We start from the raw sequence: 15,227 nt of genomic DNA, 5'->3' as shown, positions 1-15,227 counted from the left end.
GCGACGTTAGGCTAAGTTACTAATTCTTACAATGTCCCGGTGCCCACGATGCCTGTGCTCAAACATCTCAAACGAATGTTCACCGACTGGTTTCTGTGCGGCATGCTGCTAGCGACATTTCTGGCCTATGTGTTTCCGCATTTCGGCAGTACTGGCGGCGGGATGCACGCTGAGTGGGTAATCAACATCGGTGTGTTCCTGGTGTTTTTCCTGCACGGGGTCAACCTGTCCAGCGAGCAAATCCGCCACGGCCTGAAAAACATCCGCCTGCACTTCATGGTTCAGGGCTTCACCTTCATCGTTTTCCCGCTGATCTGGGTCATCGCCGACAAGCTGCTGGGCACCCATGTTCCGCCGCTGCTGATGCTGGGCTTCTTCTACCTGTGCGCATTGCCTTCGACCATCTCCTCCTCGGTCGCACTCACCGGCAGCGCAGGCGGCAACGTACCGGCGGCGATTCTCAACGCCAGCCTGTCCAGCGTATTGGGGATTTTCATCACCCCATTGCTCGTCAGCCTGGTGGTTGGCAGCGGCGCGGGCGGTATCGACCTGGGCTCAACCCTGCTCGACCTGTGCGCCATGCTCCTGTTGCCCCTGGTCCTTGGCCAACTGGTACGCCCGCTGTTCGGACGTTTTTTCGCCCGCCACAAGCGCTACACCAACATCTGCGACAAAGTGGTGATTCTGCTGCTGGTTTACGCAGCGTTCTGCAACTCGATGGTCTCGGGCATGTGGCAACAACAAGGCACCTCGGTGATTATCAGCGCCGTGATCGGCAGTGCCGTCCTGCTCGCCGTCATCCTGTGGATGACCACCCGCACTGCCCGTGCCTTGAAGTTCAGCACCAGCGATGAAATTGCCGCAGTGTTCTGCGCCAGCAAAAAATCCCTGGCTGCCGGCGCGCCGATGGCCGCCCTGATCTTTGGCGCCAACCCCGGCCTGGGCCTGATTTTGCTGCCGATCATGATCTACCACCCGCTGCAGTTGATCGTGTGCTCGGTGATGGCAGAAAGCTACGCCACTCGCAAATACAACATGAGTGGGAGCGGGCTTGCTCGCGATGCAGACGCCGCGGTGTAACAGCCACACCGCGGTGATGCCATCGCGAGCAAGCCCGCTCCCACCCACATGCGGCTACCGCTCAATGATTGCGGTAACGCCCTGCCCACCTGCCGCGCAGATCGAGATCAGCCCTCGTCCCTGCCCGGCAGTGGCGAGCAGCTTGGACATATTGGTCACGATCCGCCCTCCTGTCGCCGCAAACGGATGCCCCACCGCCAGCGAGCTGCCCTTGACGTTGAGCTTGCTGCGATCAATCGAGCCCAGCGGTGCATCCAGGTCGAGCCGGCTTTTGCAGTAGGCCGCATCCTCCCAGGCCTTCAACGTACACAGCACCTGCGCAGCAAAAGCCTCGTGAATTTCGTAGTAGTCAAAATCCTGCAAAGTCAGGCCATTGCGCGCCAGCAACCGTGGGACGGCATACACCGGCGCCATGAGCAAACCTTCCGCTCCATGCACGAAATCCACAGCGGCAGTTTCGCCATCACGCAAGTACGCCAAAATCGGCAAGCCGCGTTCCCTGGCCCACTCTTCGCTGCCCAACAGCACCACGGCAGCGCCATCGGTCAGTGGCGTGGAGTTGCCCGCCGTCAACGTGCCTTTGGCACTGCGCTCGAACACAGGCTTAAGGGCGGCCAGCTTCTCCAGGGTCAAGTCGGCACGCAGATTGTTATCGCGGCTCAAACCCCGGAAAGGCGTGAGCAAGTCATCTTCCCAGCCTGCGTGATAGGCCGCCGTCAACGCCTGATGGCTGTGCAGCGCCAGTTCGTCCTGTTCAAGCCTTGGGATGCTCCAGGCTTGCGCCATCAGTTCGCAGTGCTGGCCCATCGACAGCCCGGTGCGGGGCTCGCCATTACGGGGAAACTCGGGTTTCAGAAAACCCGGACGCAATTGCAGCAAGGTCTTGAGCTTATCCAGAGGCGCCTTGGTGCGATTGAACTGCAGCAACCATTTACGCAGGCCGTCATTAAGGCCAATCGGCGCATCGGATGTGGTGTCCACTCCCCCGGCAACCGCACAGTCGATCTGCCCCAGGGCAATCTTGTTGGCCACCAGCAATACCGCTTCAAGCCCCGTCCCGCAGGCCTGCTGCAGGTCATAGGCCGGTGTTTTCGGCGACAGCCGTGAGCCCAGCACGCACTCACGGGTCATGCTGAAATCCCGAGAATCCTTGAGCACCGCCCCGGCCACAACCTCCCCCATGCGCAGCCCGTGCAGGTTGTAACGCTCGATCAACCCCTCCAGCGCGGCCGTCAACATGTCCTGATTACTGGCGGTCGCATACGGCCCGTTGGAGCGGGCAAACGGGATTCGGTTACCACCAATAATTGCTACACGACGCAGACTCATACGATTGCCCCTATTCTTTTGAATCCATTAATCGTTACAAGCGTAGGTCTTATCGCTGATAACGAACGACCACGGCCTGTTTGTGGTCAACCCTTTGAACCCCACCTGTCGGAGAGTGTTCCATGTCAGACCGTTATATCGACTTCGTCAACTCATCCCTCGGCCAGCGTCTGGTCGGCGCGTTGGGGCTGCCGTCACCGGGACGACTGGAACGCTGGCAAGCCGGGCGCCTGCGCCCCGTCGAAGGCCCGCTATTGATTGGCGGCGGGGCACTGGCCGAACAGGTGAACCGTTTTGCCAGCAAACTCACCGACGCCGTCTACAGCTACGGCCCCGAACCGTTGCTCGCAACCCCCTGGATTCCTGGCCAGGGACCAAAGCTCAAGGCCGTGGTGTTCGACGCCAGCGAGCTGCTGCACACCGACCAACTCAAACAACTGCGCGAGTTTTTCCAGCCACTGCTGCGCAGCCTGGAACACAGCACCCACATGGTGATTCTGGGCCGTGCACCTGAAACATTAAGTGACCCATTTGCTGCCAGCGCCCAGCGTGCGCTTGAGGGTTTCAGCCGGTCACTGGCTAAAGAACTGCGCAACGCCAGCACCCTGCAACTGCTGTATGTCGGTGAAGGCGCTGAAGATCAACTTGAAGGTGCACTGCGGTTTTTCCTTTCGCCCAAAAGTGCATTTATCAGTGGGCAAGTGCTGCGCCTCACGACCTGCGCCTCCCAGGTACAGGACTGGACCCGCCCCCTGGCCGGGTGCAAGGCATTGGTGACCGGGGCGGCCCGAGGAATTGGCGCCTCGATTGCCGAAACCCTGGCCCGGGATGGCGCCCAACTGATCCTGCTCGACGTGCCATCCGCCAAGGCCGACCTGGATGCGCTGGCCGCCCGTTTGGGCGGGCACAGCATCGCGCTGGATATCTGTGCCGCCAATGCCGCTGAAGAACTGGTCGAGCACCTGGCTGACGGTGTCGACATCGTGGTGCACAACGCAGGCATCACCCGTGACAAGACCTTGGCCAACATGACGCCCGAGTTCTGGGACTCCGTGCTCACGGTCAACCTCAACGCCCCGCAGGTGCTGACCAAAGCCCTGCTCGACAGTGGCACCTTGCGCGATAACGGCCGGGTGATTCTGCTCGCCTCCATCAGCGGTATCGCCGGTAATCGCGGTCAGACCAACTACGCCGCCAGCAAGGCCGGGCTGATTGGCCTGGCTCAAGCCTGGGCCCCCTTGCTGGGCCAGCGCGGCATCAGCATCAACGCCGTGGCCCCCGGGTTTATCGAAACCCGGATGACTGCGCATATTCCCTTCGCTTTGCGCGAAGCGGGTCGACGCATGAGCTCCCTGGGCCAGGGCGGACTGCCGCAAGACGTGGCCGAAGCCGTGGCCTGGCTCGGGCAGCCGGGGTCGGGCGCCGTCAGCGGTCAAGCGCTGCGGGTGTGCGGACAAAGCATTCTGGGAGCATGAACCATGACCGTGAAGTGGCTCGACCTCGCCAGCCCACCGCACTTGCCCGCGCTGTACGCCCACGCCGCAGCCCGGCGCAAAATCACCGGCAGCACCTTGCCGGAACAGGGTTTGCGCTGCTGGGTGGAAGTTGAACCCACGTCACTGGCTGCCTTCAGGGAGGTGTGCGCCCTGGCGCCAAGCCCACTACTCCCGCCCACCTACCCCCATGTCCTGGCCTTCGGGCTGCAAATGCAATTACTGACCAGCAAGGACTTCCCCTTCCCACTGCTTGGGCTGATTCACCTGACCAATCGGGTACGGTTGCTGCGGCCCATGGGCAGCGTGACGCAGCTACGCATCGGCGTGTTTGTGCACAACCTGCAAAAGCACCCCAAGGGGGCGACCTTTGAGGTGATCACCCAGATGGACGACATGCTCGGGCCGCTGTGGGAGGCCGAAAGCACGCTGCTGTGCAAAGGCGTCGAGCTGCCGGGGGCCCCCCCTGAAACCGCCGCCCCCGGGCCGGTGGTGCTGAACGAGCTGACGCGCTGGTATGCCCCCACCGACATTGGCCGCCGCTACGCCAAGGTGTCGGGCGACTACAACCCCATTCACCTCAGTGCGGCCAGCGCCAAACTGTTTGGCCTGCCCAGCGCCATCGCCCATGGCCTGTGGATAAAAACCCGTGCCCTGGCGGCATTGAATTCGCACCTGCCAGCCGCCAATGTCGAGATCTTTGTCGCGTTCAAAAAGCCGGTACGTCTACCCAGCGAAGTGATTTTGCGCTGCAGCGAAGCGGGTTCCAGTGGTGATTTCCAGCTGAGCGGGCATGGCGATCTGGTGCACATGACCGGTAATTGGCGACCGATCAGTTGAGCCGGCACTTGCCCTGTAGCCGCTGAGGAGCGTAGCGAGGCTGCGATCGATAACGCAGCCTTCGTTCCTCGTCAGCGACTACAAAGAATTGCGCGCCACACCAGCACGCGCCTGTGCCTTTCGCTTGCGCCAAAGGCCGTTCAGTCGCAAGCTTTGCGCCTTCTGGAGAGCACACCCTCGATGAACCTCGACGAACTCACGCAACGCATGCACCGCATCCGCGATAACAACGACTGGAAACAATTCCACAGCCCGAAAAACCTGGCCATGGCCGCCAGTGTCGAAATGGCTGAGCTGGTGGAAATCTTTCAGTGGCTAAGCGAGGACCAGTCCCGCCAGCTCCCCGCCGACAAGCTCGCCCACGCAGGCCAGGAGGTAGGCGATATCGTGCTGTATCTGGTGTTGCTGTGCGCCGAACTGGGGTTGGACATGAACGAAGTGGTGCGCAGCAAATTGGCTGACAATGAAAGGCGTTTCAACCCATGAGTGACCGTCACTTCGATCAACTGGCCACCCGTTTCGCCGAGAAAATCTACGGCGGCGCCAAGGGTGCCATTCGTCTGGCCGTGCTTCAGGCCGACCTTGAAGAATCACTGCCAAAACGCCCGTTGCGGGTACTGGATATCGGTGCAGGCCTGGGTCATATGTCGTTGTGGCTGGCCCAGCAAGGTCATGATGTGACCCTGGCCGAACCGGCCGCGCCAATGCTTGAAGGCGCCCGCCAGCGTTTTGCCGAGGCAGGCCAGACCGGCACCTTTATCCAGGCGCCGTGGCAAGAGCTGCTGGGGCAACTGACCGAGCCCTACGATCTGGTGCTGTGCCACGCCGTGCTGGAATGGCTGGCTGAACCCCACGCGATCCTGCCGGTGCTGCATCAGCTGACCGCCAGGGACGGCTGGTTGTCCCTGGCGTTCTACAACCGCGACGCGTTGATCTATCGCAACCTGCTCAAGGGCCACTTCCGCAAAATGCGCAAGAACGACATGGCCGGCGAAAAACAGAGCCTGACCCCTCAACAACCACTCGACCCTCGAGAACTGGCCACGGCACTCGAAGGCCTGTGGCAGGTCCAAACCCAAAGCGGTGTGCGTGTGTTTCACGACTACATGCCCGTTGAGTTCCAGGCACGAGCCGAGCTTGAGGCGCTGGTTGAAATGGAACTGGCCCATCGTCGCCATCCAGCCTTTGCCGGGCTTGGACGTTATCTGCATTGGGTGTGCCGCCCGGTTTGAATCGCCCTGCGGGGGAGACCATCATGTATCGCCGCGTTGCCTTAGTCGTTTTAAGCCTGGGGCTGGGCGCTTGCCAAAGCCCCAACCCTTACACCCCGAGCGCCCTGCCCATGCCGCCAGCCCCGGCACAAGCGGCCAATAGCCTGGATTTGAGCGCCTATCCGGCACCGCCTCGCGATTACGGGCGCTACCAGAGTTGGGCCTGGCTCAATGGTCGCCTGCCGGTCGGGACCGCGTGGGCCGACTCTGCCCAGATCGCCGAAGCGGTGAACAATGCACTGGACCAGCGGGGCTTGCGCCCGGCGCAGCCCAACCGTCCAGCGGATCTGTGGGTCAGTGCCGACTTGCACACCGAAAAACGCTTGCGTCAGGTTCAGGACGACTATGGTTACGGAGCGGGCTACGGCAGCGGCTATGGCCGTTACGGCAGCCAGTACGGGATGTACAACTCTGTGCCCGTGGTGCGTACCTACGAAGTTGAGGTCATGGTGGTACGACTCAATCTGTATGACGGCAAAACCGGTCAACCGGTGTGGAGTTCCAGTGCAGAAACCAGCAGTAAAGGCAGCCTGGGCGAACGCAGTGATGCTCTGCGCGAATCACTGAACAAGGCAGTACAGGCTTATCCTCCCCATTAAGACTTATTGTTGAAGCGGAGAAATCATCATGCTACGTCGCCTGGCATTACTGGGCATCGCCCTGCTGCTCAGCGCTTGCGAAACCATGCAGGTCAGCAGCGATTACAACCCTGCGGTCGATTTCGCCAAGTTCCAGTCCTGGGCCTGGAAAGACCCTGCTGTGCAATATCACCCCAATAACCCGATGCTGCGAAGCAGCCTGACCGAGCAACGGATCGTTCAGGCCATCAGTGGCCAGCTGGACCAACGGGGTCTGCGCCCGGTTGCGGCAGGCAGCAAGCCGGACTTGCTCGTGCAAGCCTGGTTGATCGTTGCCAACCGCCAGGAGCAGGTCGTGACCAACTACGGCTACGGCGGCCCTTGGGGCGGACCGTGGGGGGGGTACTGGGGTGGCCCGTGGGAAGGCTACTGGGGCCCACCGATGTATAACGAAGTACGCAACGTGGTCTATCAGGTTGGCACGCTGCAAATCGACCTGATCGATGCCAAGGACGGGAAACTGGTGTGGCGCGGCAGTGCTGAAAAAGTCGTCGACACCAGCCCTACTCCGGCTGAACGCAGCGCGGCAATTCAGGAGGCGGTCACTAAAATCTTGAGCGCCTATCCACCGAAGTAAGTTTCAGGACACTCACTTGCTCACACTGTATATATGTAAGTTGGTATTAATACTTTCGTGAGCAAGTTAGTTTCCACACTCGGTTTTCGGCTATTTATCATCGGCTTTTGATTAACTGTTCACATCACGCCTATAAAACTGGCAACTGGCCAGCGCGACGATCACTTTCTGGCTACACTCGATCAAACTTTGGAGAGTTAGCGCTGGGCTATGTTCCAGCAACAGGAGTGCTCGATGTCTCCCCAACTACGCGGTATTGGTTTTACGGGCCCACAGCAACAGCGTGGCGCAATCGGCTTGATGGCTGCCGTGACCCTCGGCATGGTGCTGTTGTTTATGCTGCTGGTGGTCGACAGCGGGCGTTTGTACCTGGAGCAACGAAAATTGCAACGGGTGGCGGATATGGCTGCGTTGGAGGCGGTTAGTAGGCAAGGGACTTGTACCGGCCCCAATACTGCCGATGACTACGTTAAAGAAAGCGCCGAGCGTAACGGCTTCATTCGTGGGGGCGCACATCGTATAAGCCCGACCTGCGGCACCTTGGAAACTGATAAAGCCACACAGGTGCGTAAATTCGCTCAAGGTCAGAATAACTCAGGTTATGTTATCCAAGTGATAGCCACTAGCACTGTTCCCACCAGCGTAGCTGGAGGATTGTGGAGCATTTTCAATGGAAAATTTGACTCGAATACGAATCTGACAGCGAGTGCGGTAGGGAGCAATGGTGGGCCGCCGTTGGCGCAATTGACAATTCGTAGCTCACTAGTAACTATCAACACTGCTCAATCAGTCATTCTGGATCAACTTTTCGGCGGATTACTAGGAGGCACTATAAGTGCAGATTTAGTATCTTGGCAGGGGTTGGTCGACACCAACATCAACCTATTAAGCTATCTAAATCAGCTAATCTCATTGAATGCGAATGTGGCCAGTTACGACCAACTATTAAAAACTGAGCTCCACACTACTCAGCTTATAGATGCGGCCATTACGGTATTGAAAAAAAATGGACCTACTGCTGAAGTAGCAGTAAATGGCCTTACTGCGATACGAGCAATTATCAGTTCCACTCAGGTATTGAAATTGGGAGATCTACTTAAAGTTCAGAGTGGAGCATCCAGTGCTGGCCTCGATGCAAATATGAGAGTATTCGACCTCTTGCAGGGCATCGTCCAGCTTTCAAATGGGAAAAGTGGTATTACTGCAAATGTACAAATCAACCCATTCAATATTATCGACATCAATATTTACACCAAAATCATTCAACCTCCACAACTCTCAGCCATTGGCAACCCTGATTTAATAAAAAACAACCCCACCGGACCAGATCAAATATCCGTTCGCACGGCACAGGTACAAACAAGAATACACATCGGGCTAACCGTACTAAAAGCCTTGGAGCCACTAACAACTCTCGTAACAAACGCGGCATCAACCGTCATAGAAATTGTAGGAAAACTTTTAAAGCTAAACTTATTTGGCGCAATATCATGCACACTCAAATGTGACTCCACCCCAACACTAAGATTAACAAATGACATCAATATCTATTTAGAAGCTGCCAGCGCCAACAGCTATATCACAGACTACCAATGCACAACTGAGAACTCAAAAACCTTAAAAGTACAAGCTAATACTGCACTTGCCAAAATCAGTGTCGGCGCATCCCCTGACAAAGGAGTATTCCCTTCGACAGACACAAAAACTAATAACTTGAATGTCGAACCTGTCAAGCTTATTAGTATCGACATCGAAACATGTAATCTTCTAGGACTTGCTGGTTGCTCGCCGGGCATTGGCGACGGCGGAAGTTTTAATTTAAAGGTTCAAACAAATATATCACCAACCACCCAGAGCCTGCTGTACACATCACCAAGACTACTGAGCATTAAAAAAACCACCTACTTCCAAACCTTTGGATCCAACGCCAACGCCCTTAAGATTGGGAGTGCACCTGAGAGTATCATTACCACTTCCTACTCCCCCCCAACTGGAAAATCGGTCACAAGCGCCCTTCTTGAAACAGTCGCTGAATTGATCACAACACTCACCAAAGATGTAGTCTCGGCCTTAAATAAAGTATTGGCTTCTCTAGTCAACCCAATCATCAATACTTTATTAAGCGCCCTAGGCGTGAATATAGCCGTAGCCGAAGTCGGCGCCAACCTTTCCTGCGGCCAAGGGGGGCGCGCTCAACTGGTGCTTTGACTCCACCTGAACGCAGAAGCCCCGGTGTATCAGATACACCGGGGCTCATGATCTTACGACTGCTGCGCAGCCGATCGCAGCCTCGCTTCGCTCCTCACTCCGGCACTTCAACCACCGGCAACTCCACGCAAAACCGGGCGCCGTGCCCGGTGTTGCTGACGCTCAACCGCCCGCCCATGTTGTCGATGATGCCGTAGCTCACGGACAACCCCAGGCCCGTGCCAAGACCAATGGGCTTGGTAGTGAAGAAAGGCTCGAAGATCCGCTCCAGCAGACGCGGGTCAATACCGCCTGCGTTGTCGTCCACTCTCAGGCACACACGCTGTGCATCGGACTCGATACTCAGGGCTATCCAGGGTTCAAAGTCGCGATCGGTTTCTCGCTTGCTCATCAGCGCATCACGGGCATTGACCATCAGGTTGATCAGCACTTGCTCAAGCTGGTCGACATGGCCACGCACTTGCACACCACACACCTGGCCTTCACTGCGCAACTCTACGCCTTTGCCGCGCAGGCCTTCGCTGAGCAAGGCCACGGAGCCTTCCATCGCCTGCGAAGGGTTGAACACCTGCTGCTCGATTTCCGAGCGACGACCAAACACCCGCAAGTGATCTACCACCCGCGCCGCACGCTGGACTTGCCCGTCGATACGGGCAAGCTTTTCCTGCAGGTACTCGATCTGTGCATCGCCGTTGCTCAGACGCTTGAGGACGTTCGCCACGGCCATGCGCATGACGTTCAACGGCTGGTTGATTTCGTGGGCCAGCCCCGTGGCCATTTCACCAAGGGTAGCCATTTTCGCACTGTGGGTCAGTTGCTGCTGCGAGCGACGTACCTCGGTGTTGTCGCGGCCAACGGCTTGTACTTCCAGCAAGTTGCCCTGTTCGTCGAAAATCCCCCGGTCCGACCACACCCACCAGGCATATTCGCGACCCGGCAGTTGCAGGCTGATTTCAGCGGAGCTCACCGGAGACTGTGGAGTCAAACCCGCAATACGCTGCACAAAGGCTTCACGCTGTTCGTCGGACAGCCAACTGCTCAGGTTGATGCCCGGCAACTGCTCGGTCGTGCACTCCAGGTAGCTGGCAAGGGGCTGGTTGCCAAAGGTCAGGGTCAGGTCGGGCAGGTAACGGCAGATCATGGCGGGTGAATCTTCGACCAGGATTCGATAGCGTTCTTCGCTGCTCTTGACCCGTTCGGCCGCTTCGGTGGCCTCGGTGATGTCCAGCCACAGCCCGACGACTTCCACCGGCAAGCCCAGGTCGTCACGTAGCAACTTGGCTTCATCCAGCAGCCAGTGGTAATCACCTCCTCGGTCGCGAAGGCGATAACGACGCCGGGTGCTGCCTTCGCGCAGCAACTGGCGGGTGCGCTCAAAATAGTGCTCCCGATCATCGGGGTGGACCCACTCGATCAAGGTCGCGCTCGTGCACTCCTCCAGCGTCCAGCCCAGCAAGGGCTTGAGGCTGTCACTGAAAAACGCAGGCAACAGAGCGCCTTCGACATAACGCTGCACGTAAATCACCGCAGGCGAACTGGCGATAAGGTTGTCCAGCCGCGCATGGGCGGCTGCAACTTGCTGCTGTTGATTCTTGATGTCGCTGACATCCAGCATAAAACCCACGATGCGCCGCCGGGTGCCGGTCCCCAGCATCTGGCCCTGAACTCGATACCACTGGGCAGGTTGGGTGCTTTGGGGCTGATGCACCCGCGCAAACAGCAACAACTCCTTGCCATGCTCCAGCAATTCATTAAAACGGCCGCAGAGCTCATCCCGATCTGCAGGATGAAACAGCGCCAGCCAGGTATCTCGGGTCATTGACTGCGGTTCGATGGCCTCTGTCAGGTTGGCGGCCAGTTGGGGGGCCAGTTGCATCAATTCGTTAGTGATCGACCACTCCCACCAACCCGTGCCCAGCAAGCCTTGAAGGGCTTCCATGCGCTCTCGCTGCTGCAGGTGCTGTTGCTCGCGCAAGCGATCCAGCAGGGGGGCGGCCAATGCCGCGCACACCTGCATCCAGTCGCTTTCACTCATCTGCGGCCCATGCAGGGACGCGGGATAAAACCCCAGCATCAACCAGGCACACAAGCCTTGTTGGTCGCTGTACGGCACCAGTACACCGTCGGCATTGCCAAATAAATCGTTCAGCCGCGGGTTGCCGTCGCGCTCGACACGCTGGGGCGAGTTGCCGCCCAACGGGTCGAGCAGGCTGCCCAGGCTTTGCTCTGGCAACCAGAGTTGCGGCGCATCAAACGAGTGATACGTGCTGTGCATATACCAGGAGGACTGCCCATCATCGCGCACGGCCAGCGCCATGCAAGGCACACGACCATGCTGGGCCACGCTGCGCAGCGCTTCGTGCATCACTTCCGGCAGGCGCTGCACACTGCACTGACGCAATTGCTCGCCCAGGCTAAGGGTCAGTTGCGTGCAGCGCTCACGGTTGCGCGCCTGCTCGCTGCCAAGGCGCAAGTCACTGATATCCAGCAGCTGTAAAAGCCAGCCATCACCCTGGGGCTGAACCCAACCTCGGGTATGCACCACGCGCAGCCCGGCGCATTGAAAGTCCAGGTCGAGGCTGTGGCCCACCCAGTCTGCCGGCACGCCTTCGAGCGCCAGCGTGCTGCCCGGCACCATGTAGCTCAGCAGCAGGCGCGGTGCGCCGTCGCCGCTTGAGCGCGCCAGGCCATAACGCTGCAGACCGTGAATGTCGGTCACGTACCCGTGTTGATCGAGCATCAATTGGATGCCCGCATGATTGTGCAATTGCGGATCATTGGATTCAGGCAAGCGCTCGTCGGTCCGTCCCAACAAACGCCCGAACAGCCCTTCACTGCTTTTCAAAGTTTTCAACCTGAATTCTCGACTCTGCGGTCAAGTACTCTGGTAAATCAGGCACCGTGATTACACCCAGATTGAGTACTGGCATGATGCTTTTCAACGCATTGGTATCAAGATTGACCGTGGCATAAATCTCTCGGGTTGAAGTGTCGTAACCACCGTCAGGATCCAGACCAGTTTTCACAATCTTTCTCACCCAACCCAACTTTTGCTCCAACACCTCCTCGGTCACTTTTTTTACAGTACCCGCATAGTCTGCCTTCGTCTCAGGATCGACCGCCATACCGCGACGCGCAGCCTCTGCCGTCGCATTATTGAATGATTGCACCAACAAAAGCGGCAAGCTGTAGCTGACAACGCCATAGAGCACCGCAAAAAAAATCATAAACACCAGCGCGAACTCAATCGCCGCAGCGCCTTTCTGCTTTCTGGGAAGCCTTGTTTTCATGACTGTGTCTACCCTGACTGTCGACAGTAATATCATCATAGAATCATTGGTAAAAAAGGGAGGTTCTTTACGTGATCCAGTTATGTGTTGTGTTCGTGTGGTTTGCTGCGTGTTCCATTCAAGACCTGCTCCAGCGTCATATTTCCAATGTCCTGACCTTTGGCGCGGCGGCGCTGGCATTGCTGTATCTGTTATGGACAGGGCACACCTGGCTCGGCGCAAGCGCAGCCGAAGGTGGTTGGGCATTGCTGGTCGCGCTGGTACTGACACTGCCCGGCTATGCACTGAACAAGCTTGGAGCGGGCGACGTAAAGCTGTTGATGGCCCTGGCACTGGCAACCGATCGTCCGACAATTCTTGGCACTATCATCGGTGCAGGCCTTTGTACTACCGTCTGGTGGCTATTTGCGTCAAAAATCCTGCCGTCAATGAATCAACGAGTTAAGATCCCTTGCCTTGCCCATCACGTCCCAGTGTCAAAAAAGCTTCCATTTGCACCCTTCCTGTTGGGCGGGTTTACCCTGACAATGGCGCTCCTTCGCTAATCGTTTGGAGGGATTAATACCTTGTACATAGTCGTAAAGTAGGTCTACGTTTAACCCAAACGCAGTAAACAAGTGGACCCAGAAGTCCCTGATTGGTTTACCAGGAAGGAGAACCGCGTGCATACATCTACCCCCCTGATAAAAATTCTCGTAGTCGACGACCAGTCGTTGATTGTCGAAGAACTGTGCGAATTTCTTGAAAGCAGTGGCTACCGTTGTGTGCCCTGCCATTCAACACGCGAAGCCATCAGTGCTTTCATCGGCGATCCAGAGATTGGCCTGGTGCTGTGCGACCTGCACATGCCCGAGATGAACGGCATTGAACTGACCCAGCACTTGCAAAAAATCGCTGGCAAGCACCGCTCCTTTGAAAGCATTTTGTTGACCGGTCGAGCAGACAAGCAGGATGTGATCAAGGCCCTGCGCATCGGCATTGCCGATTACTATCAAAAACCGGTCGACCTCAATGAACTGCTTGAGGGCATCCAGCGCCAGGAAGCCATCTTGCGCGAAAAGCACAAGAGCGATCAGTTGGGCCACCTGAACCAAAAACTTCAGTATCTGGCCGAATCCATTGACGACCTGTATCAGGACATGGAGTCCGCTAGACGCCCCCCTCAGTCGGCCACTCAACCTTCAAACCCGCAGGACTCAAACGAGGGCCCCTGGCAGCAGATCCCGACGATTTTCAAACAGCTGTCGCCCCGTCAACTGGACGTTGCCAAGCTGGTGAGCAAAGGCCAGACCAACTATCAGATCGCCTGCGATCTGGGCATAACCGAAAACACGGTAAAGCTTTACGTGTCCCAGGTTCTGCGCCTGACCCACATGAACAACCGCACTCAACTGGCCCTCGCGCTGTCCCCTAACGCCCCCGCACAACATCGCCAGAGTGCGCATTAATCGCTGATCCGGCCTCACCTTAATCGCTGGCAACACCTGTGAGTAACAGGCTTGCCCGCGACAAGTCCGGCTCATTCAGTTCTGCTTGGCCCTGCCGCCCTCATCCTGTTTATAGTACTCAGGGATCTCATGCTTGTAGCTATCCAGCCAACGCTGCAGGCTGAGCTCACGCTCGGCCGGAGTAGCCGTTTGGCGTATCGGCGACTGCACGCTGCCACTGACCTGAAGCTGCAGCCAGTTCTCGGTTTCCTGTTGGCTTTTTGAAGCGGGGCCGGCCTCGATGGCCACCGCACCCAGCGGGATAAGGGCCAGCAGCATTCCCACACGAATAGAAAAAGTCATTGCAAACCTCCAATGCATTATTTGATGACAGCCACCTGGTTGCTGGCTGCCTTGGCTTGAGCCTTCAGCGCTTGCGCCCGGGACTGGGCATCACTCACTTGATCGGGCGTTAATTCGGCGCGGGTGACCAGTTCGGCCGCCTGGGTCCACTGGTCCTGATAAATCAGCAAAGTCACCAGGTTCAGCGCCGCCAACGAGTCATCCTGTTTGAGTTCCAGCGCGGTCAAAAACTCGAACCGGGCATCATCGACACGGCGCTGGTTGAGATAGACCACACCCAGGTCATTGCGGATCTTGGCGTCGGTCGGAGCCAGTTTCGCCGCACGCTCAAGGTGGGCTGTCGCCAATGCGTTGTCGCCACGCCCGGCGGCCAATTGCCCAAGGCCATGCTCCCCTTCTGCCGCCAGACACGACCCCAAAAGCCCCTGGAACAATGGCTCGGCCTCACTGCGCCCCAACTGACGGTAGATCCGCGCCTTGCGCAGCTGCACCTGCGCGGATCGCTCGGGCAGGTTTTGCAGGTTGGCCAGGCTGGCGTGCAGCTTGCCCTCCTTGGCCATGTCATCGGCCAGGTTCAGCGACAGATCCTGATCAGCACTCAGTTTTGTACAACTGCCGCCCATGACCATCCACGGCGGATTGCTCTGGCCTCCTGTTGCACAGCCGCCCAGCATCAGCAGCCCACATACGACGATGACAGCTTTCATGTTC

15 protein-coding genes are annotated in these 15,227 nt (G+C 57.8%); 10 read left to right on the top strand and 5 right to left on the bottom strand.

Features of this window, described 5'->3' with window-relative positions:
- Positions 1 to 48: 48 nt before the first annotated feature.
- Positions 49 to 1,080, top strand: a complete 1,032-nt coding sequence (locus KO536_RS20750) for a bile acid:sodium symporter family protein (RefSeq protein WP_219262828.1) — start codon at positions 49 to 51, stop codon at positions 1,078 to 1,080.
- 54 nt (positions 1,081 to 1,134) lie between these two features.
- Here KO536_RS20750 and KO536_RS20745 read toward each other — a convergent pair whose 3' ends face one another.
- Positions 1,135 to 2,409: an acetyl-CoA C-acetyltransferase gene (locus KO536_RS20745; RefSeq protein WP_219262827.1), complete on the bottom strand. Its 1,275-nt coding sequence runs from the start codon at positions 2,407 to 2,409 to the stop codon at positions 1,135 to 1,137.
- A gap of 122 nt (positions 2,410 to 2,531) precedes the next feature.
- On the opposite strand from KO536_RS20745, the gene KO536_RS20740 reads away from it, so the two are divergent.
- The 7 genes from KO536_RS20740 (at position 2,532) to KO536_RS20710 (ending at position 9,436) form a co-directional block, all read left to right on the top strand.
- Complete coding sequence (locus KO536_RS20740) at positions 2,532 to 3,884, top strand: 3-oxoacyl-ACP reductase (protein WP_219262826.1); 1,353 nt, start codon at positions 2,532 to 2,534, stop codon at positions 3,882 to 3,884.
- A 3-nt stretch (positions 3,885 to 3,887) separates the two neighbouring features.
- Positions 3,888 to 4,742, top strand: coding sequence for a MaoC/PaaZ C-terminal domain-containing protein (locus tag KO536_RS20735; RefSeq protein ID WP_219262825.1), 855 nt, complete (start codon positions 3,888 to 3,890; stop codon positions 4,740 to 4,742).
- Positions 4,743 to 4,922: 180 nt separating this feature from the next.
- The gene (locus KO536_RS20730) at positions 4,923 to 5,228 is read left to right on the top strand and encodes a nucleotide pyrophosphohydrolase (protein WP_133079602.1); all 306 of its coding nucleotides are present in this window, start codon (positions 4,923 to 4,925) and stop codon (positions 5,226 to 5,228) included.
- Positions 5,225 to 5,974 (top strand): methyltransferase domain-containing protein, encoded by a 750-nt coding sequence (locus KO536_RS20725; RefSeq protein WP_219262824.1) that lies wholly within the window; start codon positions 5,225 to 5,227, stop codon positions 5,972 to 5,974. The genes KO536_RS20730 and KO536_RS20725 overlap by 4 nt, the downstream gene beginning before the upstream one ends.
- A gap of 23 nt (positions 5,975 to 5,997) precedes the next feature.
- Entirely contained in the window at positions 5,998 to 6,612 is a 615-nt protein-coding gene (locus tag KO536_RS20720; protein WP_133079600.1) for a DUF4136 domain-containing protein, read from the top strand.
- Positions 6,613 to 6,640: 28 nt separating this feature from the next.
- On the top strand, positions 6,641 to 7,228 hold the full coding sequence (locus KO536_RS20715; RefSeq protein WP_133079599.1) for a DUF4136 domain-containing protein: 588 nt from the start codon (positions 6,641 to 6,643) through the stop codon (positions 7,226 to 7,228).
- 234 nt (positions 7,229 to 7,462) lie between these two features.
- Positions 7,463 to 9,436, top strand: a complete 1,974-nt coding sequence (locus KO536_RS20710) for a pilus assembly protein TadG-related protein (protein WP_219262823.1) — start codon at positions 7,463 to 7,465, stop codon at positions 9,434 to 9,436.
- A 94-nt stretch (positions 9,437 to 9,530) separates the two neighbouring features.
- On the opposite strand, the gene KO536_RS20705 is transcribed toward KO536_RS20710, so the two are convergent.
- Complete coding sequence (locus KO536_RS20705) at positions 9,531 to 12,281, bottom strand: PAS domain-containing sensor histidine kinase (RefSeq protein WP_219262822.1); 2,751 nt, start codon at positions 12,279 to 12,281, stop codon at positions 9,531 to 9,533.
- A complete protein-coding gene (locus tag KO536_RS20700; protein WP_219262821.1) occupies positions 12,268 to 12,726 on the bottom strand; it encodes a TadE/TadG family type IV pilus assembly protein in 459 nt (152 codons plus the stop codon). The genes KO536_RS20705 and KO536_RS20700 overlap by 14 nt, the downstream gene beginning before the upstream one ends.
- 71 nt (positions 12,727 to 12,797) lie before the next feature.
- On the opposite strand from KO536_RS20700, the gene KO536_RS20695 reads away from it, so the two are divergent.
- Together KO536_RS20695 and KO536_RS20690 are read left to right on the top strand one after the other, a co-directional pair.
- Complete coding sequence (locus KO536_RS20695; RefSeq protein WP_219262820.1) at positions 12,798 to 13,271, top strand: prepilin peptidase; 474 nt, start codon at positions 12,798 to 12,800, stop codon at positions 13,269 to 13,271.
- Between the two features lie 117 nt (positions 13,272 to 13,388).
- Positions 13,389 to 14,174, top strand: coding sequence for a response regulator transcription factor (locus KO536_RS20690; protein WP_219262819.1), 786 nt, complete (start codon positions 13,389 to 13,391; stop codon positions 14,172 to 14,174).
- 75 nt (positions 14,175 to 14,249) lie between these two features.
- Here the strand turns inward: KO536_RS20690 and KO536_RS20685 are convergent, their stop codons facing one another.
- Together KO536_RS20685 and KO536_RS20680 are read right to left on the bottom strand one after the other, a co-directional pair.
- Positions 14,250 to 14,516, bottom strand: a complete 267-nt coding sequence (locus KO536_RS20685) for a DUF3613 domain-containing protein (RefSeq protein WP_219262818.1) — start codon at positions 14,514 to 14,516, stop codon at positions 14,250 to 14,252.
- A gap of 17 nt (positions 14,517 to 14,533) precedes the next feature.
- Positions 14,534 to 15,223: a lipopolysaccharide assembly protein LapB gene (locus KO536_RS20680; protein WP_133078793.1), complete on the bottom strand. Its 690-nt coding sequence runs from the start codon at positions 15,221 to 15,223 to the stop codon at positions 14,534 to 14,536.
- Between the last annotated feature and the right edge of the window lie 4 nt (positions 15,224 to 15,227).

The organism is Pseudomonas sp. NKUCC02_KPG (genome assembly GCF_019345465.1).
GTDB lineage: Bacteria > Pseudomonadota > Gammaproteobacteria > Pseudomonadales > Pseudomonadaceae > Aquipseudomonas.
Note: the sequence above shows the minus strand (reverse complement) of the source record. Positions and strands in the feature narration are given on the sequence as shown.

Bases quoted from the DNA above. Each gene is read 5' to 3' on its own strand.
- KO536_RS20750 (WP_219262828.1), top strand. From the start codon at position 49: ATGCCTGTGCTCAAACATCTCAAACGAATGTTCACCGACTGGTTTCTG.
- KO536_RS20745 (WP_219262827.1), bottom strand. From the start codon at position 2,409: ATGAGTCTGCGTCGTGTAGCAATTATTGGTGGTAACCGAATCCCGTTT.
- KO536_RS20740 (WP_219262826.1), top strand. From the start codon at position 2,532: ATGTCAGACCGTTATATCGACTTCGTCAACTCATCCCTCGGCCAGCGT.
- KO536_RS20735 (WP_219262825.1), top strand. From the start codon at position 3,888: ATGACCGTGAAGTGGCTCGACCTCGCCAGCCCACCGCACTTGCCCGCG.
- KO536_RS20730 (WP_133079602.1), top strand. From the start codon at position 4,923: ATGAACCTCGACGAACTCACGCAACGCATGCACCGCATCCGCGATAAC.
- KO536_RS20725 (WP_219262824.1), top strand. From the start codon at position 5,225: ATGAGTGACCGTCACTTCGATCAACTGGCCACCCGTTTCGCCGAGAAA.
- KO536_RS20720 (WP_133079600.1), top strand. From the start codon at position 5,998: ATGTATCGCCGCGTTGCCTTAGTCGTTTTAAGCCTGGGGCTGGGCGCT.
- KO536_RS20715 (WP_133079599.1), top strand. From the start codon at position 6,641: ATGCTACGTCGCCTGGCATTACTGGGCATCGCCCTGCTGCTCAGCGCT.
- KO536_RS20710 (WP_219262823.1), top strand. From the start codon at position 7,463: ATGTCTCCCCAACTACGCGGTATTGGTTTTACGGGCCCACAGCAACAG.
- KO536_RS20700 (WP_219262821.1), bottom strand. From the start codon at position 12,726: ATGAAAACAAGGCTTCCCAGAAAGCAGAAAGGCGCTGCGGCGATTGAG.
- KO536_RS20685 (WP_219262818.1), bottom strand. From the start codon at position 14,516: ATGACTTTTTCTATTCGTGTGGGAATGCTGCTGGCCCTTATCCCGCTG.
- KO536_RS20680 (WP_133078793.1), bottom strand. From the start codon at position 15,223: ATGAAAGCTGTCATCGTCGTATGTGGGCTGCTGATGCTGGGCGGCTGT.